Origin of the sequence: Kaistia soli DSM 19436 (assembly GCF_900129325.1) — a bacterium.
Lineage (GTDB): Bacteria > Pseudomonadota > Alphaproteobacteria > Rhizobiales > Kaistiaceae > Kaistia > Kaistia soli.
Genome location: NZ_FQUP01000002.1, coordinates 541500 through 560061, shown reverse-complemented (window position 1 = coordinate 560061; position 18562 = coordinate 541500). Strand labels below are relative to the sequence as shown.

The window sequence follows — 18562 nt, the reverse complement described above, 5'->3', positions numbered from 1 at the left end:
GCCGTTGCGAAAATCCGCTTTGCGCCCTCATCTTGGTCATCGCCCCTAGTAGCGGCCGCGGCCCAGAAGCCGACATGAGCGAGGGAGGGCGCATTGGCACCTTTGCGCCAGAAGCGGCCATCGAGGCGACGAGTTCACATCCTGCCGTCGCGCCCACCTAAGGCAAGCCCCTGGCGAGCAGTGCAGACGGCCGCCCGTTCGAAAAGGGGAGGCCGTCTGCTCTTTCGAAGTTAGTCGATCCGCACGCCGGTGCGGCGCTCGCAGAGCTGCCAGAGCCGGCCGGCCCTCACCGGCTCAATGACGCTAACATTCTTCTGCGACCCCGGTACCACGGCTGTGTTGTCATCCGACAAGGCCCAGCCTGACGAGACTCTCGCCGGTCGCCAGGATGGCTTCTTTCGGCGCACGCGGTTTCCAACCCAAAACGCGCTGCGCCTTTTCCCCGCTCGCATCCAGTTTGACGCCGAGGAGTGGCACCAGGCCCCTCATTGCTGAGTTGGTCAGGGCCATGGTCTTGATGACCACGTCGGGGATCTGGTTTGTGGAAATTTCGGCGCCCGCCGGCCCCATGTTCTCTTTCAAGATCTTGGCGATCTCGGCCAGAAATAGGCTGTCCCCGGAGGTTGCCAGGAAGCGCTCGCCGTTCGCCGCGGGATCGGTCATGGCGCGGAGATGCAGGTCGGCCACGTCACGCACATCGACGACACAGCTCTTGATCCTGGGATAGCCCGGCTGTCCGTCCAGCATCTCCTTGATGGTCCGGATCGAATGCGAATAGTCGGGGCCCAGCGCCGGCCCCAGCACCATGGTGGGGTTCACCGCCGCGAGTTGCATGCCTTGCCCTTCCTCTGCGATGAAATGCCATGCGGCGCGCTCTGCGAGCGTCTTTGACTTTTGGTAAGGGGCGACATTGCCGCTGAGATCGCTCCAGTCGGTTTCGATGAAGGGCCGGTCGAGGGTTTTATGACCGACGCCGATCGCACCGAACGCAGAGGTAAGAACCACACGCTTCACGCTGGCGGCGCGCGCTGCGCGAAGCACCCGCAGATTGCCGTCAACGGCCGGGCGCACCCAGTCCTCTTCCGTTTGGTGATTGCCCGAAGGGGTCGGGGAGGCGCCGTGCAATACATAGGCGCAATCGCGGGCCGCCTCGCTCCAGCCCTCATCGGAGCCGAGATCGGCGCGCACAAACGAGAGCCGCTCGCCGGGTTCGGCACCGCCGGTCTTCAGGTTGCGGCGGACTTCTTCTTCCCGCGCGAGGTCTCGCACCGTGGTCTTGATGCGGTAGCCGGCCGCCAGGAGGGACAGCATGCAGTGCTGCGCAATGAAGCCAGTGCCGCCGGTGACCAGAACGAGTTCGTTCATCTGTCAGCTCCGTTTTTCCATGAGGGCAAAATAATCGTGCGACGTCGCACTTTGAATGCTTGAAAGTGCGGAATTCATGCGCGAAAGTACGGAAATGGAGATTGATCCGCTTTCCGACGTCTTGCGGCTGGTCAAGGCGGAGCCCACAGTGACCGGGGGCTTCACTGCGGGAGGTCCTTGGGCAATCCGCTTTCCGGCGCGCGACAAGGTCAAGTTCTTCGGTGTCGTTAGAGGGGAGTGCTGGGCTCGCTTCGACGACGGAGGCGAGGCGGTCAAATTCGAGACCGGCGACGTGGGACTGCTTTCCGAGCAGCGCCCCTTCGTCCTGAGCAGCGCACCGAGCGTGACACCTGTGGACGCGGTGACACTCTTCTCGGGTGCCGGGCGCACCACGGCCGTGATTGGCGACGGCAGCGCGTTTGAGCATTTCGGCGGGCACGTGCTTTTTGATCCCGCGCAAGCATCGGTCGTGAGGAGTGTTCTTCCAGCTTGGATTCACATCCGGGCGGCATCCCCCGAGGCCGTTGCTTTCCGGGCATTGTTCTCGCAGCTGGTTATCGAGCGCGCCGACGCTCGGCCAGGCGGACAGCTTGCTTCGACGCAGCTCACCCAGCTGCTGTTCATCCATATCCTGCGGGCGCACCTGAAATCGGGAAGCCCAATGGCCGCCGGCTGGCTGCGCGCCCTGGCTGACGCGAGGATAGCTCCTGCCCTTCGACTAATGCACGGGTCGCCCGACCGATCCTTGGGTCTCGAGGAGCTCGCCCGTGCCTGCGGCATGTCCAGAACAACGTTCGCCTCGCATTTCAGGGAATCCGCCGGCGTTCCGCCCCTAGCCTATCTTACTGACTGGCGTATGCGTCTGGCCGAGCAGGCCCTGCGAGAGACGGCCACCCCAATGGCCAGCATAGCGCAGAGGCTGGGTTACGCGTCGGAGAGTGCATTCAGCAACGCCTTCAAGCGCGTCACGGGGAGGTCGCCAAAGACGTGCCGGCGATCGGACCAGCCGGCCCCTTCGTCGCCGCTCGATCATTCCGCCGCCGAAGCTGGTCTCGGCTGGACTTAATCTGAAGCCAGCCGGCGCTTAGCACTGACCGATTCACAAATGGTTCAATTCGTGATGATGTCCTTTATTATACAATGACTTAGGCGCATACGATCGTTGGTTGTTCCCATCGGGTCCGTGCTCTGAAGCGCCAACGACCGCTTTGGGCCAGTTCCTGCCCTCGACTTTCATCGGCGATATGTCCGCTTCTCGCTTGAAGCACCCAATAGCGGACAGTCCGCTCCCGGCCCCATAACAGCCATTCACACACTCACCTAGCCACGTGTGCTTCTGCCGCTCGTTTTACTTCCCCCCCACCAAAAATAACAATCCCCGCCCCCACTGACCGGGCTTACACTCCGTTCATCCCCGTCCATGAAGAGGGCGAACCGGTCGTTCCGTTTGCGGGTGGGGTGCGGAGGCCTTTTGCCGGCGGGGGTCACGATCCCGGCGGGAGAGGTCGGCAGGTGTCTCGATGCCAGCCCCGTATGCGGGGCAGCGGCGACGCGCTGCGCCGGGCGGCTCCTTTGCTGGGGCGGACCGCGCGGCTCATCTTCGTGGGGCGAACCCGACCACCCGGGTTTCAAGGCGTCCGGGCCGAACCTTCGCGCGCGGGGCGCCGGAACGTCCGCTTCCCAAGCGGTCCAGGCAAACCCCATCCCCCTCTTTTCGCCGGCGCGCCGCCTGGGCGCCGACGAACCGTGCGCCCCGCGCTCCTCTTCGCGGCTCAAATGCCCCTCGTCCGGCCGATCGACCGATCGGCGCCACCCGCGCTTCGGCGCGCGGGCGCTTCGCCATGGCCTCGGGGCTTGCCCGGCGGCGCGCGGCATGGCGTGATGCGGCTGGCTGGAACTTCGCGCCTCTGCCCGGCTTTTCCGCCATGCTGTCGGAAGGCCGGTTTGCCATCCGTCCTTGGTCGAGCCTGCCCGCTTCGGGCGACGGCGAACAGCGCCTTTGTGGAGGAGAACGCACCATGGCAACGGCCAAGAACACGATCTGCATCTGGTATGACAAGGACGCCGAGGCGGCGGCCCACTTCTATGCCGGCCTCTTTCCGGACAGCGCCGTCACGGGCGTTCATCGCGCGCCCTCCGATTATCCGATGGGCAAGGCGGGCGATGTGCTCACTGTCACGTTCACCGTCTTCGGCATCCCGTGCCTCGGCCTCAATGGCGGGCCGATGTTCCAGCACAGCGAGGCGTTTTCGTTCCAGATCGCCACGGACGACCAGGCAGAGACCGACCGCTATTGGGACGCCATTATCGGCAATGGCGGCAAACCGAGCGCCTGCGGCTGGTGCAAGGACCGCTGGGGCATTTCCTGGCAGATCACGCCGCGCGCGCTGACCGACGCCCTGGCGGCCGGCGGCGACGAGGCGAAGCGCGCGTTCGAGGCGATGATGGAGATGACGAAGATCGACGTCGCCGCCATCGAGGCCGCCCGGCGCGGCTGACCGAAGGGGCGCCTTGTGCCCGATCGGTCACAGCGTCCCGCCATTTTGGCCGGGCGGGTTGTCGCGGCGGCGGCGATGGCGCCATAATCGGGGTGTCTACTGAGAGCTGCGCGAGGAGATCCCGATGAGAGCGTTCATGTCCAAGACGACGGAATTTTCTGTTCACCGGGACATGAGCCTCGATGCCTTCCTCCGCCGATCCAGCGCTTCGCGATGCCGATGCGCGCCCTAGACGCCTTCGCCTGAACCCCTTCCGCCGCGCCGCCGCGCCGGCGGAGAAGCCTTTGAACCATCGCCGCCCGTTCGATCACGCGCGGCGGTTCCTGTCCTATTACGCGCCGCATAAATGGCTGCTCGCGGCCGATATCGCCTCGGCCGTGCTGGTCTCGGCGACGGCGCTGCTGCTGCCGCTTGCCGCCAATCTGGTGACGCGACGGCTCGGCGATCTCGCGGCCGGGCCCGATCCGCTGCGGCCGATCCTCATGATCGGCGCGGCCATGCTCGGCCTGCTGGCGCTGCAGGTCGTTTGCGTGTTCTTCGTCGATTATCAAGGCCATGTGATGGGCGCCAAGATCGAGGCGCGCATCCGCAAGCAATTGTTCGAGCACTGCGCCCGATTGTCCTTCGGCTTCTACGACAAGGAGCGCACCGGCCAGTTGATGAGCCGGATCACCAATGACAGTTTCTGGCTCGGCGAGCTCTATCACCACGGGCCCGAGGACCTCGCGATCGCGCTGTTGAAATTTCTTGGCGCGCTGACGATCCTCGCCTTCATCGATCCGGTGCTGACGCTGGCGATCGCGGTGCTGGTGCCGTTCGCCACGGCCTATGCGCTCACTTTCAACGCGCATATGAGCAAGGCCATGCAGGCGAGCCGGGAGCGGATCGCCGCCGTCAACGAGCGGGTCGAGGATTCGCTGGCCGGCATCCGCGTGGTGCAGAGCTTCGCCAACGAGGCGCTGGAGACGCGACGCTTTGACGTCGAGAATGCCCGCTTCCTGGACAGTCGCCGCGACGGCTATCGCAGCGAGGCGTGGTTCTCGGTCGGCACGACGACGTTTGCCGAACTCGTCACCGTGCTGGTGATCGTGCTCGGCGCGGTGCGCGTGGTGACGGCGGACCTCACGGTCGCCGACATGCTGACGTTCCTGCTCTGCGTCGCCGTGCTGGTCGATCCAGTCAACCGGCTGGCCAATTTCGTGCGGCTCTGGCAGGAGGGTTATAGCGGCTTTGTCAGGGCGATGGAGCTGCTCGACGTCGCGCCCGATATCGTCGACCGGCCGGGCGCGCGCGATCTCGGGAGCCCGCGCGGCGCGATCCGCTTCGAGCGTGTGTCGTTCCGCTACGGGCCGGACGGGCCGCCGGTGCTCAGCGCGCTTTCGCTCAGCATCGCGCCGGGCGAGTTCGTGGCGCTGGTCGGGCCGTCAGGGGTCGGCAAGAGCACGCTCGCGGCGCTGATCCCGCGCTTCTATGAGGCGACAAGCGGGCGCGTGCTCATCGACGACGTCGACGTCCGCGACGTGACGCTCGCCTCGCTCCGGCGCGCGGTCGGCGTGGTGCAGCAGGATGTCTATCTCTTCGCCGGCAGCGTCGCCGAGAACCTTCGCTACGGCCGGCCCGAGGCGTCTGACGCCGAAGTCATCGCCGCGGCGAAGGCGGCGCATGCGCATGACTTCATCCTCGGCCTGCCGCAAGGCTATGACAGCGATATCGGCCAGCGCGGCGTCAAGCTTTCAGGCGGGCAGAAGCAGCGGCTGACCATCGCCCGCGCCTTCGTCAAGGATCCGGCGATCCTGATCTTCGACGAGGCGACCAGCGCCCTCGACACGGCGAGCGAACGTGCCGTGCAGCAAGCCCTGCTGGCGCTGACGCGCGGGCGGACGACGCTGGTGATCGCGCATCGGCTCTCGACGGTGCGCCATGCCGATCGCATCCTGGTGCTCACGGAGGACGGCATCGTGGAAGAAGGCACGCATGACGCACTGATGGCACGGGATGGGGTTTATGCGGGACTGCACCGCGTCCAGGGGCGGATCTAGGGTGGCTGGCGCGCGCAAACGCGCCGGCCGACACCTCAGCCGGCCTCGGCGAGATCCGCTGAAAGCGCGTCCTGCAGATGCGCCGGGTCGATGGTGAGAACTTCGGTCAAGCCCGGCCTGACGAGATGGATGCGGGTCGCGATGCGGCGATAGGCAAGCAGCGAGACCTGATCCAGGGTCTCCTGCTCTGTTTCAATGGCATAGCGCCCGGCGGGATAGGCGCGATCCATATTGGGGAGCCGGAACGGCCGCTGGAACGTCACATTGGAGACGGCGGTCCGGATGCTCATCGCGCCGGCCCATAGGTGAAGCCGGACACGTCGACATTTCGCGAGACGGCGTTGCCGCCGCGCATCGTGCTGCCGGCGACGGTGACGCGAACCGGGATCAGCTCGGATTCGAACACCATGCGCTCGCCTGTGCCGAGGAGGCTGGTGATGCGATAGATGGCCTGCATGTTCTCGACGAGATAGCGGCGGAGAACGCGGAACGGGCCTTCGGAACGCGGCCCCTGCAGCGTTTCGCGGTCGACACTGACGACGGCGCCATTGGCGTATGTCTGGTAGCTGTTGCGGCTGTTCATGGCGGCTCTCCTGCTGCTCGTCGACGAAAACGGCGCCTGCATGATGCCGGCCCGCGTCACGGCGCCTTTAGGCGTCGCGGTCAGTCCATTGCGCTGGTTGCCATCGTAAGATGATCAGGGGCCGCTGCGGTCGCGCCCTGCAACCGGCGACCCCGGCGGCGCGGCGATCGCACCTTCGACCGTGCACTTGATATGGGTGGGCAGAGCGCCGACTTCAACTTTCGAATGATTTTGAGGGCGGATCGCGCTATGGTTGCATTGATTGTGCGGCGCGTGTGTGGGCCTCTGCAAAACGAAAAAGGCGCCGGCCAGAGCCGACGCCTTCCGTTTCTGGGAATTCTCGAAGTCTTCAGCTCGGCTTGCCGGCCGTCGGCTGCGCGACATAGCGGAGATACGGCTTCACAGCCTTCCAGCCGGCCGGGAATTTCTCCTTGGCGGCATCGTCGGAAACCGAGGGGACGATGATGACCTCGTCGCCATTTTTCCAATCAGCCGGCGTCGCGACCGAGAATTTGGCCGTCAGCTGCAGGCTGTCGATGACACGGAGGATCTCGTCGAAGTTGCGGCCCGTCGAGGCCGGATAGGTCAGGGAGAGCTTCAGCTTCTTGTCCGGTCCGACAACGAAGACCGAGCGCACCGTCGTCGTGTCAGAGGCGTTCGGATGGATCATGCCGTAGAGATTGGCCACAGTCTTGTCGTGATCGGCGATGAGCGGGAAATTCAGCGTCGCGCCGGTCGCATCCTTGATGTCCTGCGTCCACTGGTCATGATTCGACAGGAGATCAACCGAAAGCCCGATCAGCTTGACGTTGCGCTTGTCGAATTCCGGCTTGAGCTTCGCCGCGGCGCCGAGCTCGGTGGTGCAAACAGGGGTAAAGTTCTTCGGGTGCGAAAACAACACGCCCCAGCCGTCGCCGAGCCACTTGTGAAAGGAGATTCGGCCTTCCGTGGTATCGGCCTCGAAATCGGGAACCACATCGCCGAGATTCAGTGCCATGTCGAGATGCCCTCGTCCTCAAGCGGCGCATCACGCGCCGTCACTCTATTTCAAGCGGCGATTATCGCAGGACGAACCGCCGGGTCAATCGCGCAATTCCGCTGCTTTGGAGTATGAAACCGCCGTTTGACCTCCCTCTCCGCCATTTCATTCCGAATTTGCGCCTTCGGGGCATATGTGACGAAAAATTCATCCTAAGCCCGCGAGGCGGGATGGCTGATGAATCCTTAACGAAATCACGTCAAACTGCTGCAGTGGGCAGGGCTTTGAAGGGAACGAGGACGACTTCGATGGCGGAATTATCGCGCGCTGCCCGATCGAACCTTGGCCGCAATGCGCGGCTGCTTGGGGCAACGCTGACCCTGCTGCTGAGCGGCGCGCTTCCAGCGCTCGCCAGCGATTCCCTGCAGACGACGCCTGCGAAAGTCCTCTTCAGCCGCATGAACACGCCACTGCCTTTGGAGGCGCGCTCGATCGGCTCCTATGCCAAGGGCTGCCTTGCCGGCGCCGTCGCGTTGCCGGTCGATGGTCCCGACTGGCAGGCCATGCGCCTTTCGCGCAATCGCAACTGGGGTACGCCCGAGCTCATCGCCTTCACGGAGCGCCTGGCCGACAGCGCCAAGACGCTCGACAAATGGCCAGGACTGCTTGTCGGGGACATGGGCCAGCCGCGTGGCGGCCCGGCCCTCACCGGTCACGCCAGCCACCAGATCGGACTCGATGTCGACCTGTGGCTGACGCCGATGCCGAAGCGGACTCTTTCGCTCGACGAGCGCGAGACCATGGCGCCGAAGTCGATGGTCGACGTGAAAGCGCGCCGGATCGATCCGTCGGCCTGGACGAGCGGTCAGTTCAAGCTGATCCGCCGTGCCGCGCTCGATCCGGAAGTCGCCCGCATCTTCGTCAACCCGGCGATCAAGAAGCAGCTTTGCGTCAGCGCCGGTGCCGATCGCGGCTGGCTGAACAAGGTGCGGCCGTGGTGGGGCCACACCTATCATTTCCATGTCCGCCTCGACTGCCCCGCCGGCATGTCGAGCTGCGTTCCGCAGAAGGCACCGCCGCCAGGCGATGGCTGCGGACCGGAGCTCGATGCCTGGCTGCAGCCGCCGAAGCCGGTCAAGCCGCCGACCAAGCCGGTCAAGCCGCCAGCGCCGCCGCGCCAGATCATGCTCTCCGACCTGCCGCCGGCCTGCCGCGAGGTGCTGCTCGGCGCGCCGCCCGGCTTGGCACCACAGCATATCGTCGGCGCTGGCCGGGCGGCCTCCGCGTTGCCTGCCGAAGACAGCCCGCCCGGCGTCGACGTGGAAAATCCGGCCGACACACTGTCGACCGGATCTTTGCACTAGGCGCATTCAGACTGCCGCCGCCTGCTGAGCGTCGGCAGTCGGAGGATCAGGCTGCCGTGCGCGCCGGCGCCGGTGGCGTGATCCAGTGGCGGATTGTCGCCTGGCTGCGGGCATATTGATCGACGACGTCGAGCTTCGCGCCAAGCTCGGCAGCAGCCCGCCAGGGCCAGCGCGGATCGGCAAGGACGGCGCGGGCCAGCGCCACCATGTCGGCCCGGCCAGAGGCGACGATCTCCTCGGCCTCGGCCGGTGTCGTGATCAGGCCCACGGCCCGGGTCGGGATCCCGGCCTCGCGCTGGATCGCCTCGGCGAAATGCGCCTGATAGAGCGGGCCGACAGGGATCTTCGCGTCGAGGACATTGCCGCCGGACGAAGCGCAGATATAGACGACGCCCTCAGCCTTCAGCGCCTTTGCCACCTCGATGGCATCCTCGACCTGAAAGCCACCTTCGACCCAGTCGCTCGCCGAAAGGCGGGCACCGACGAACATATGTGCCGGCAAAGCAGCGCGCACTTCGCGCGCAATCGTCACGATGAGCCGCATGCGATTCTCAAGGCTGCCGCCCCAGCGATCGGTGCGCTGATTAGAGATCGGCGACAGGAATTCGTGCAGGAGATAGCCATGCGCGCCATGCAGCTCGACAAAATCGAAGCCCGCGCGCTCGGCCCGCAGCGCCGCCTGAACGAAGGCGGCGATGACGCGCGCAATGCCCGCCTCGTCCAGCGCCTCGGGCATCGGATAGTCAGGCGAGAACGCGATCGCCGACGGCGCCACCGTCTGCCAGGGATCCTCGTCCGGTCCGAGACCGCCCTGGCCATCGAACGGAATCCGGGTCGACGCCTTGCGTCCCGCATGGCCGAGCTGGATGCCCCAGACGGTGCTCGTCGGCGCGTAGCGGCGCGCAGCCTCGAGCGCCCGGCGCGCGCTGGCCTCGTTGGCATCGGAATAGAGACCGAGACAGCCATGCGAAATGCGGCCGCGGCGCTCGACCCCTGTCGCCTCAATGGTGACCATCGCCGCTCCGGAAATGCCGAGTGAGGTCCAATGATGGAGATGCCAGTCGGTCGCCGAACCATCATCGGCCGAATACATGCACATCGGCGCGATGGCGATGCGGTTGGAAAGGGTGCGCGGTCCAAGCGTCAGCTGGGAGAACAGGGCAGAGGTCATAAGGCGTCCAGACATGGGAGGAAAAGATCGGCGATGGCCGGAGATAGGCCGCCTGCCTTGCAAGCGGAAGACCAGGCGACGACGCAGATTGATCACGCTCGGTTGATGCGCCACCAGCCGGCGATCGCATGACGTGGCCGATTGGCCGGCAGAACCTCATGCGGAATCTCTTCCGAGAGCATCAACACGACGCGACCGGCACGCGGCAGCACGGTTAGGACCGGTTCGCCAGCGTCGTCGGGATCGCGCCAGAGCCGCAGCGCCCCGCCATCCACTTCGGTCCAATCGGGATCGAGATAGGCAATGAAGGACACCACGCGATTGCGCTCACCCTGCAGCCGGTCGAGGTGGCGACCATAGAAGCCCCCGATGGGATAGGCGATGTAGTTGCACTCGAAATCGAACAGGCCAAGAAAGAGGCGGGCGTTGATGACCCGTCTGAGGGTCTCGGCGAGACTCAGCAGTTCGCGTTCAGCGGCTGTGCCGCCGTCAAGCCAGCGGATGGCGGCGCGGCGGACATCGCCGTCGCGTCGATAGGCGGTTTCGCGCCCAATTCCGGCGACGCTGAGCGCCCCCGCAGCCTCGAGTGCCAGCAGCTCCGTCCGCAAACTTGCAGCGAGCCCGATCGGCAGGATGTCATCGGCGACGGCATAGCCCGCCGCCGCGAGTTGTTCCATCAGCGCATCGAGCGCTGGCGGCGGATCTGCGGAAGCGGCCGCGTCGCTCAAGCTGCGGCCACGCCGACGCCAACCGGGCACGCAACGCCGGTGCCGCCAAGGCCGCAATAGCCGCCCGGATTCTTGGCAAGATACTGCTGGTGATAGTCTTCGGCGAAATAGAACGGACCCCGGTCGGCGATCTCGGTCGTAATGTCGCCATAGCCGCGCTTCGCTAGTTCGGCGGCATAGGCATCCCGAACGTGAACGGCCGTCGCGCGCTCGTCCGCATCGGCGACATAGATGCCCGAGCGGTATTGCGTGCCCACGTCATTGCCCTGACGCATCCCCTGCGTCGGATCGTGGCTTTCGAAGAAGAGCTTCACCAGCGCCTCGTAGGAGGTGACCTTCGGATCATAGGCGACGAGCACGACCTCGTTCTGGCCGGTCTGGCCGGAACAGACCTCGTCATAGGTCGGGTTTGGTGTCTCTCCGCCCGCATAGCCAACGGCCGTGACATAGACCCCCGGCGCCTTCCAAAACGCCCGCTCGGCACCCCAGAAGCAGCCGAGGCCGAACACGGCCGTGCGGATGCCGTCAGGATATGGTCCTGCGATCGGACGGCCATTGACGAAATGCGCACCGGGTGTCGTGATGGGCTCGGCGCGGCCGGGCAGCGCACGTCCGGACCCAGGCATACTGGCGCGTCGCGCAAAGAGGTCGAGGAGATTCATGGTCGGTCTCCCAGTTCGGGTTGAAGCGCCGTCAGGCTGCGACGCGAAGCCGCGCCGGCCGGACGGCCAGAAGAAGCAGAGCGCCAATCGCGCCAAACACGAGCCATACCGGCAACCCCAGCAGAGCGGTCGCAAGCGGCTCCCACGCAAACCGGCCGAGATGACCCTCGATAAACGACTCGGCACGGCCAAGGCTTACCGAATTGACCGCAAGCCAGGCCTCGCTGAGCGGCGTCAGGACGAGTGCCGATGCCGCAATCGACTTCGTGCCGTCGACGACCAGAGCGATCACTGCACCCGCCAGCGCGAACAAGCCCCCAAGACGCACGAAAAGACGAAGCATCCGGACATCTCCAGAACCACTCAACATGTGCCGCACGCTGCAGATCATGCCGCATCGACGGGACAAGGCCAAGCAACGGCCCCGCCAGTTGCACAGCCAACGCTTGAGAGACAGCAACACAGCGGCAGTCGGGAGACGACGAACTCAAGCGCAGCTGTGCCGCCGATCGCCCGCCTTCCGTCAGTGCAGTCGTACCAGAGGAACGAGCCGATATGTGGGATGGTGGCCGCATTCCGGCAAGTCGGAGACGTGGCGCGGGCTGCCCACACCGCATGCTCCGAGGGGAAACAGAGTCCGGACGGGGGATGTCCCGCCCAATTGGGCCCTAGACCCGCCTCCCAGAGCAACGACCGCCCTTGCGCCGCCGCCGCGCTTCGTGATACCGCACCGCTCGTCCGGCCGGCTGTTCCACAGCCCGCACGGCGTCCAGCCGGCTTTGCCGCAGCGTGACGCCAACGGCAGCGCCGTGGGCGCGACGGAGGGGTGGCCGAGTGGTTGAAGGCGCACGCCTGGAAAGTGTGTATACGGGAAACCGTATCGCGGGTTCGAATCCCGCTCCCTCCGCCACTGAACGTCTCCGCGCCGCCGGCAACTGGCTGAATGTGTCGGCATTTTCCGATTTCTGACATTGGCTGGCCCGCCGTTCCTCAAATCGCTACACATTTCGCTTCAGGCGGCTTGCGAGAGGGAATGATTAGTCTCGACATCTTCGGCTTCTTTGGCGGGGGCGTTCCGATCCGCCGGTAGCGGCCCAACTCCGCGAGCGCAAGCTGGCACTCGAGTTCACACTCCGGCGAAAGGTACATCAGCGCTGAGGGCTGCGCGCACGCAAGCTCCGTGGCCGTCAAACATCCAGCCCGGAGGAGCGGATAAAGGGGTTGCTGGCGACCCTTAAGTATTGCGCACCCCATGTCAGGCGAGGAGGCCAATCAGAACGGTGGGTGACGCGCCAAGACGTCATCTGCTCGCAATCCCAGAGCGTCGATATCGTCATGTCGGGATTAGCAACAACACGATCGAGTATCCGAGGTGACTGGGGGAGAACGCGGACGAGATTCTGACGGGCGAAGACGCCGTTGCCGTCCTTGGCACGACCAACCGCAATTCAAGGCCGGCCCCTTTGCGACGATTGGAACGACGGCTTTACGATGCTCTGCTCGCTCGGGTCAAAGCATGTCTCAGTTGATGGCGATGGCGTTGCAACGAGTGAGAGCGCATCGCTTTCGGTTGTGAGATCACCCGGATTGAGGTGGTCGACCCCACTCGAAACCTTCATCGATCAGAAATCTTGCCTCTGCAGCAACGCTGACCGATCGATCGAGAGTTCGACGTAATTACAATGAACCGCGACGACCCGAGGGGCCTCGCCGACCTCGGCCAAGCTACCCGCCTGCGCCTTTGTGGCGCCTGGCCGGCTCTTCGGATCAGGCGGTGCCTCCGAGGGCCGCCTTTAGGCACGAGATCATGGCTTCGCCGTCGAAGGGCTTGGCGAAAAACCCTACCGCGCCGCCCTCCTCCACCTGTCGGCGGATATTCTCCTCCGGAAAGGCTGTGATGAAGATGAAGGGCACCGTACTCCCGAGAGCCCGGAGTGCGGTCTGAAGGCCGAGTCCGCCCATGCCCGGCATCTGGACATCGGTGATCACGCAATCGCTGGCCGGCCGGAGTGGGGACTGCAGATAGTCTTCAGCGGAGGAAAATGTCGCCGTCTTCAGCCCGACCGAACGAATGAGGCTGGCGGTCCCCACGCGCACGGCTTCGTCATCATCGATGATCGCGACCAACGCTGGCCGGCGGGTCTCCATCGGGGTCATGTCCGCATCCTTCCGCGCCGCTGACTACCGAGAGCAGCACCGTGTTCTGTTCTTCGTGTATGATCGCCTGAAGTCTGCAGTCCTGAATTCCGTCAACGTTTGCCGGGCTCATCGGTTCATCCGCCTTGCGGGCGGCGAAAACGATCAGGGTCGCGCGTTGTCGAGCCCCAGCGCTTCGGCCATCCGGACAAGATCGGCGAGCGAACGAGCGCCCATCTTCCGCATGACGTTGCCGCGATGGATCTTCACCGTGATTTCCGACAGCCCCACTTGCCCGGCGACCTGCTTGTTCATCAATCCCGCGGTCACGAGAGCCATGATCTCCCGCTCGCGCGCCGTGAGTCCCTGATAGAGTGTCTGGACACCTGCCAGAGCCTTCGCCGAGGCACGAGCCTCCCGATCCTTTTCGACAGCGCTCGATACGGCATCGAGCATGTCCTGCTCCCGAAACGGCTTGGTGAGGAAGTCGACTGCACCTGCCTTCATGGCGCGGACGGACATCGGGATGTCGCCATAGCCAGTCATGAAGATGATGGGCATATCGAGCGCAGAATTTGCAAGCTGAGCCTGGAAGTCGAGCCCGCTCACTCCAGGCAGCCGGATATCCAGCACCAAGCAACGCGGCCTGTCCGGAAGCTTGGCCGCCAGCAGTTCGGCGGCGGATCCAAACAGAGCTACCTCAAGCCCGACCGAACGGAACAGGCTCGACAAGGCTTCCCGGACACCGAGATCGTCATCGACCACGATGACGAGCGGGGCGGCGGCCTGAGGAACCCCGGACCGACTTGCAGGCGAATTCACGACTGCGCCTCCTCTGGCTGGATTGCCGATCTGGCGGGCAGCACGAAACGGAAAGTCATGCCGCCTTCACCATTGATCGATGCATCGATCTGTCCTCCATGGGCCTCGACGATAGTCCGGCAGATGGAGAGCCCCAGCCCAAGACGGCCGGGCTGGGCATTGTTGAATGGCTCGAAGATGCTGGCAAGGCGCGCCGGATCGATACCGATCCCCCGGTCGCGCACCTCGATGCATGCGGCCGCGCCGCCAGGGACGGATTCTGGATATCCAATGACCGTCACGAGGCGGGGCGGCGCTATGTCCTGCATGGCCTGCGCCGCATTGGTGATGAGGTTGATGACCACTTGCAGCAGCGCCTCCCGATCGCCCCAGATCTTGGGCATCGCCGGATCAACCCGCGTGTCGAGAACGACACCGCATTGGTCAAGATCCCATTCCATGACGGCGAGACCATCGGTGACCACTGCCCCGAGATCAAGCGGCGCCGTCGTCCGCTCTTCGCCGCGCGCCAATGCCCGCAGCCGGGCTACGACATCACCTGCGCGGCGGCCGTTCTCGACGATCCGCCGCACCGTCTGGAGTGCCTCGGCAACATCGGGCTCGGGCCGATCGAGCCAGCGGAGGCCGGCTGCCCCATTGGTGAGCACGGCTGCGAGCGGCTGGTTGATCTCATGCGCCAGCGCGGCCGTGAACTGTCCAACGATCACGGCCCGGCTGACGTTGGCCAGCTCGGCCTGTGCGGCTCTGAGCGCCGCCTGCGCCTCCAGCCGCCCGGTGACGTCGTTGCTGGTCTCGATCACGGTGACAGGCTTTCCGCTCCCGTCTGTCTGAAGACCCCATCGGACCGCGACCATGATCTCGCTGCCATCGCGGCGCACACGGCGCAATTCGCCTTCCCAGCGGCCGGCGCGGAGCAGTTGCTCCACGGCGTCCGCGGGCGCGCTTCGAGGATCCGTCTTCAAGACGCGGTCGGTCCCCTGGCCGACCGCCTCGTGCCGGCTCCATCCATAGAGGTCCTCAGCGCCGCGATTCCAGTAGAGGATTTCGTCTGAAAGAGTGCGGACCACGATGGCATCGTGGGTCAAATCCAGCAGTTCCGCCTGATCGCGCATCGACTGGCGGGCGGCGACGGTGCGCGCCGCGAGCAGCGTCACCACGGCGATCACGCTGACACTCACGGCGCAGCGCATTAGCGCCGAAGGCTCGAGGCTCGCGCCATGCGTGGCCAAGAAGCTGAGCAAAGTGAGCGCGATGCAGAGAACGCCAGCAAGGATGATGCCCCGTCTCGGCAGGCGATCGGCGAGAAGCATCACGATCGCGCCGTAGAGCGCCGCGATCGCCGTATCGAGCGGCGTGAACGTATCGACAATGAAGATCGCCAAGCCGGCGGCGATGGCGAGCACCATTGTGGTCGGGATGGCGACCCATCGTTGCTGGGCGACAGGTTCACGCACGTCGGTTCCGATCGCCTCCGCAGCCAATGACATGCCCACCCTAGCAAACGCCTGCGTTGCGGGGACGTATACGTAGGTATGCCGCAAGGTCCCCCGTCTCCGCGATCTGCGCCGGCCCCCGTCCGCCTGCCGATTGGCAGGGGACGGGGGCCGGAGCGGTGTCGGGCGCGCAATCTCGCGCCCATCGCCCTCAGGCCTCGATGAAGGCCAGGAGGTCGGGGTTGATGACATCGCCATGCGTGGTCAGCATGCCGTGCGGGAAACCCGGATAGACCTTGAGCGTGGCGTTCTGCAGGAGCTTCGCCTGCAGCCGCGAGGCATCCTTGTAGGGCACCACCTGGTCGTCATCGCCCTGCAGGACAAGCGTCGGCACGCTGATCGCCTTGAGATCCTCGGTCTGGTCGGTTTCCGAGAACGCCTTGATGCCCTCGTAGTGCGCCTTGGCGGAGCCGGTCATGCCCTGCCGCCACCAGTTGCGGATAACGCCCTCGGATACCTTGGCGCCAGGGCGGTTGAAGCCGTAGAACGGGCCGGCCGCGACGTCGAGGAAGAATTGGGCGCGGTTGGCAGCAAGCGCGCTGCGGAAGCCGTCGAAGACTTCGATCGGCGTGCCGTCCGGATTGCTCTCGGTCTTCACCATGATCGGCGGCACAGACGAGACCAGGACGGCCTTGGCGACGCGGCCCTGCGGTTCGCCATACTGGGCGACATAGCGGGCCACTTCGCCCCCGCCCGTCGAATGACCGATATGCACGGCATTGCGGAGGTCGAGATGCTCTGCGACGGCGCTGGCATCCGCGGCGTAGTGGTCCATGTCGTGACCATCCGACACCTGTTCGGAACGGCCATGGCCACGCCGGTCATGCGCCACGACGCGGTAGCCCTTTGAGAGGAAGAACAGCATCTGCGCATCCCAGTCGTCGGACGACAGCGGCCAGCCATGATGAAAGACGATCGGCTGCGCCGACTTGGAACCCCAGTCCTTGTAGAAAATCTCAACACCGTCTTTGGTCGTGACGAAAGGCATGATCGTTTTCCATTTTGCGAGAGGCTAACTACTATCATTTGGAATGGAGACCGATGGCTTTGCGAATTCTTCGGTCGGTCGTCGTCCGCTTCCATGCCAGCTAATCTTCAGGATTTGAGCCCTTGCTGCAATTGATCCGAACGATCTCTCGGATAGTGACTGTCGATTACCTCCTCATACCTTGATATGATTGGCAGCCTTGACGCGCCGGATGAGCCGACCAACGAGCGTTCATACCGCCTGGCGCAGTGGCGGGGCCGACAGGTCGGATATCATTAGGCGGAACGAAGAGCACAGTCTCGTCGTCCTCAGAGCGAGGCCTTCATACGAAGGTATCGGGTCGCCAATCCCAAGACATGACGGTATGGCGGCCCCGTATTATTTTCAGTTGATCCGTTACAGGCGAAGGTTTCCGGAGGAACCCTGGCACCTCGATTAGGACGGAACCAAGCGATGTCTACATCCCCCGATGATCAGCGCTCACTCTATGGCACCCTCTCGCTCGAAACCGACAAGGCTGAACACGGTATCTCCGCCAGCAATCCGGGTCCGCGAAACACCCGCCTTGTCCAGCTCAATCCGAATTCCGACATCCCCCCTCCGACCGACCACGGTGTCGTCGAGCCGTTCTGGTATTCCTTCGATCTGACGCATCGCCGCATTCAGGAAGGCGGCTGGACACATCAGGTCACCGCACGCGAGCTGCCGATCTCCACGGACATGGCCGGGGTCAACATGCGATTGACCAAGGGCAGCTTCCGCGAGTTGCATTGGCATCTTGCCGACGAGTGGGCGATCATGCTCTCCGGCCGTGCCCGCGTGACCGTCTTCACACCTGATGGCGCCATGTTCATCGACGATGTTTCCGAGGGCGACCTCTGGCTGTTCCCGGCCGGCGCGCCGCATTCGATCCAGGCACTTGGCGACGACGGCTGCGAATTCCTGCTCGTCTTCAACCAGGGCAACTTCTCGGAGGAGAGCACGCTGCTCCTCTCGGACTGGCTGAAGCACACACCGCCTGAGATCCTCGAGCGGAATTTCCGTCTCCCGCCCGAAGCGATCGCGAAGCTGCCGAAGGGCGAGCCGCTCTATATCTTCGCCAGCGAGGAGCCGGCAAAGTCGCTTGCCGATGAGCTCGCCGATGTCAGGCGCTTCGCGCCGGCTCCGGAGCTTAGCTACACATTCAAGGCTGGCTCCATGACGCCGACCAAGCAAAGCGAAGCGGGCAGCGTCAAAATCATTGACTCTCGGAATTTCCCGGCGTCGCAGAAGATCGCCGCCGCCATCGTGACAGTGCGGCCGGGCTGCATCCGCGAAATGCACTGGCATCCCAATGGCAGCGAATGGCAGTACTGGCTGAAGGGCAGAGGCAGGATGACCGTCTTTCCGGGCCAGGAAGCCGCGCGGACGATGGATTTCAACGCCAATGACGTTGGCTTCGTCTCCAAGATGGCCGGCCACTACATCGAGAATACCGGCGATGAAGACCTCGTCTTCCTGGAGATGTTCGTCGCGCCGAGCTTCCAGGAAATCTCCCTGAACAAGTGGCTGCGGGCGCTCCCGGAACAGGCGGTCGCCGCCCATACCGGGCTCTCCGGCACCGAGATCGAAACGATTCCAACCGGCGACACGACGTTGCTGCGCTGACTTATCGCCGAGCCAGCCCTGACGGGGCGCAGGCACCGATCGCCTGCGGCCGTCATCGCCCATTCATCCATACCCGATCGGCATGCC

General features: G+C 64.6%; 17 protein-coding genes and 1 tRNA gene. 6 read left to right on the top strand and 12 right to left on the bottom strand.

The window, feature by feature from the left end; translation table 11 throughout:
• Positions 1-342: 342 nt before the first annotated feature.
• A complete protein-coding gene (locus BUB39_RS12110; RefSeq protein ID WP_073053521.1) occupies positions 343-1365 on the bottom strand; it encodes an SDR family oxidoreductase in 1023 nt (340 codons plus the stop codon).
• Between the two features lie 76 nt (positions 1366-1441).
• Between BUB39_RS12110 and BUB39_RS12105 the strand changes: the two genes are divergently transcribed.
• The 3 genes from BUB39_RS12105 to BUB39_RS12095 all read left to right on the top strand — a co-directional run bounded on the left by BUB39_RS12105 (position 1442) and on the right by BUB39_RS12095 (position 5902).
• Entirely contained in the window at positions 1442-2431 is a 990-nt protein-coding gene (locus tag BUB39_RS12105) for an AraC family transcriptional regulator (RefSeq protein ID WP_342168999.1), read from the top strand.
• 952 nt (positions 2432-3383) lie between these two features.
• Complete coding sequence (locus tag BUB39_RS12100) at positions 3384-3863, top strand: VOC family protein (protein ID WP_073053516.1); 480 nt, start codon at positions 3384-3386, stop codon at positions 3861-3863.
• A 182-nt stretch (positions 3864-4045) separates the two neighbouring features.
• On the top strand, positions 4046-5902 hold the full coding sequence (locus tag BUB39_RS12095) for an ABC transporter ATP-binding protein (protein WP_073053514.1): 1857 nt from the start codon (positions 4046-4048) through the stop codon (positions 5900-5902).
• Between the two features lie 35 nt (positions 5903-5937).
• On the opposite strand, the gene BUB39_RS12090 is transcribed toward BUB39_RS12095, so the two are convergent.
• The 3 genes from BUB39_RS12090 to BUB39_RS12080 form a co-directional block, all read right to left on the bottom strand.
• The gene (locus BUB39_RS12090) at positions 5938-6192 is read right to left on the bottom strand and encodes a hypothetical protein (RefSeq protein WP_073053511.1); all 255 of its coding nucleotides are present in this window, start codon (positions 6190-6192) and stop codon (positions 5938-5940) included.
• A complete protein-coding gene (locus tag BUB39_RS12085) occupies positions 6189-6485 on the bottom strand; it encodes a hypothetical protein (protein WP_073053509.1) in 297 nt (98 codons plus the stop codon). The genes BUB39_RS12090 and BUB39_RS12085 overlap by 4 nt, the downstream gene beginning before the upstream one ends.
• Positions 6486-6834: 349 nt before the next feature.
• Positions 6835-7482 carry a peroxiredoxin gene (locus BUB39_RS12080; protein WP_073053507.1) on the bottom strand — a complete coding sequence of 216 codons (648 nt, stop codon included), beginning with the start codon at positions 7480-7482 and terminating at the stop codon, positions 6835-6837.
• A gap of 290 nt (positions 7483-7772) precedes the next feature.
• Between BUB39_RS12080 and mepA the strand changes: the two genes are divergently transcribed.
• Positions 7773-8828, top strand: coding sequence for a penicillin-insensitive murein endopeptidase (gene mepA, locus BUB39_RS12075; RefSeq protein WP_073053504.1), 1056 nt, complete (start codon positions 7773-7775; stop codon positions 8826-8828).
• A gap of 46 nt (positions 8829-8874) precedes the next feature.
• Here mepA and BUB39_RS12070 read toward each other — a convergent pair whose 3' ends face one another.
• The 4 genes from BUB39_RS12070 to BUB39_RS12055 all read right to left on the bottom strand — a co-directional run bounded on the left by BUB39_RS12070 (position 8875) and on the right by BUB39_RS12055 (position 11732).
• Positions 8875-9999 carry an NADH:flavin oxidoreductase/NADH oxidase gene (locus BUB39_RS12070; protein WP_073053502.1) on the bottom strand — a complete coding sequence of 375 codons (1125 nt, stop codon included), beginning with the start codon at positions 9997-9999 and terminating at the stop codon, positions 8875-8877.
• Between the two features lie 92 nt (positions 10000-10091).
• The gene (locus BUB39_RS12065; RefSeq protein ID WP_073053499.1) at positions 10092-10727 is read right to left on the bottom strand and encodes a 2OG-Fe(II) oxygenase; all 636 of its coding nucleotides are present in this window, start codon (positions 10725-10727) and stop codon (positions 10092-10094) included.
• Positions 10724-11389 carry a peptide-methionine (S)-S-oxide reductase MsrA gene (gene msrA / locus BUB39_RS12060; RefSeq protein WP_073053497.1) on the bottom strand — a complete coding sequence of 222 codons (666 nt, stop codon included), beginning with the start codon at positions 11387-11389 and terminating at the stop codon, positions 10724-10726. Before msrA ends, BUB39_RS12065 begins: the two co-directional genes overlap by 4 nt.
• Positions 11390-11420: 31 nt before the next feature.
• Positions 11421-11732 (bottom strand): hypothetical protein, encoded by a 312-nt coding sequence (locus tag BUB39_RS12055; protein WP_073053495.1) that lies wholly within the window; start codon positions 11730-11732, stop codon positions 11421-11423.
• 477 nt (positions 11733-12209) lie between these two features.
• On the opposite strand from BUB39_RS12055, the gene BUB39_RS12050 reads away from it, so the two are divergent.
• Positions 12210-12299: transfer RNA gene (locus BUB39_RS12050), tRNA-Ser, on the top strand.
• Between the two features lie 857 nt (positions 12300-13156).
• Here the strand turns inward: BUB39_RS12050 and BUB39_RS12045 are convergent.
• The 4 genes from BUB39_RS12045 to BUB39_RS12030 form a co-directional block, all read right to left on the bottom strand.
• Entirely contained in the window at positions 13157-13546 is a 390-nt protein-coding gene (locus BUB39_RS12045; RefSeq protein WP_244540231.1) for a response regulator transcription factor, read from the bottom strand.
• 144 nt (positions 13547-13690) lie between these two features.
• Positions 13691-14347, bottom strand: a complete 657-nt coding sequence (locus tag BUB39_RS12040) for a response regulator transcription factor (RefSeq protein ID WP_073053493.1) — start codon at positions 14345-14347, stop codon at positions 13691-13693.
• On the bottom strand, positions 14344-15801 hold the full coding sequence (locus BUB39_RS12035; RefSeq protein ID WP_175561838.1) for a two-component system sensor histidine kinase NtrB: 1458 nt from the start codon (positions 15799-15801) through the stop codon (positions 14344-14346). The genes BUB39_RS12040 and BUB39_RS12035 overlap by 4 nt, the downstream gene beginning before the upstream one ends.
• Positions 15802-15991: 190 nt before the next feature.
• Positions 15992-16828: an alpha/beta fold hydrolase gene (locus BUB39_RS12030; RefSeq protein WP_073053487.1), complete on the bottom strand. Its 837-nt coding sequence runs from the start codon at positions 16826-16828 to the stop codon at positions 15992-15994.
• Between the two features lie 453 nt (positions 16829-17281).
• On the opposite strand from BUB39_RS12030, the gene BUB39_RS12025 reads away from it, so the two are divergent.
• Complete coding sequence (locus BUB39_RS12025; RefSeq protein ID WP_073053484.1) at positions 17282-18475, top strand: cupin domain-containing protein; 1194 nt, start codon at positions 17282-17284, stop codon at positions 18473-18475.
• Positions 18476-18562: the final 87 nt, after the last annotated feature.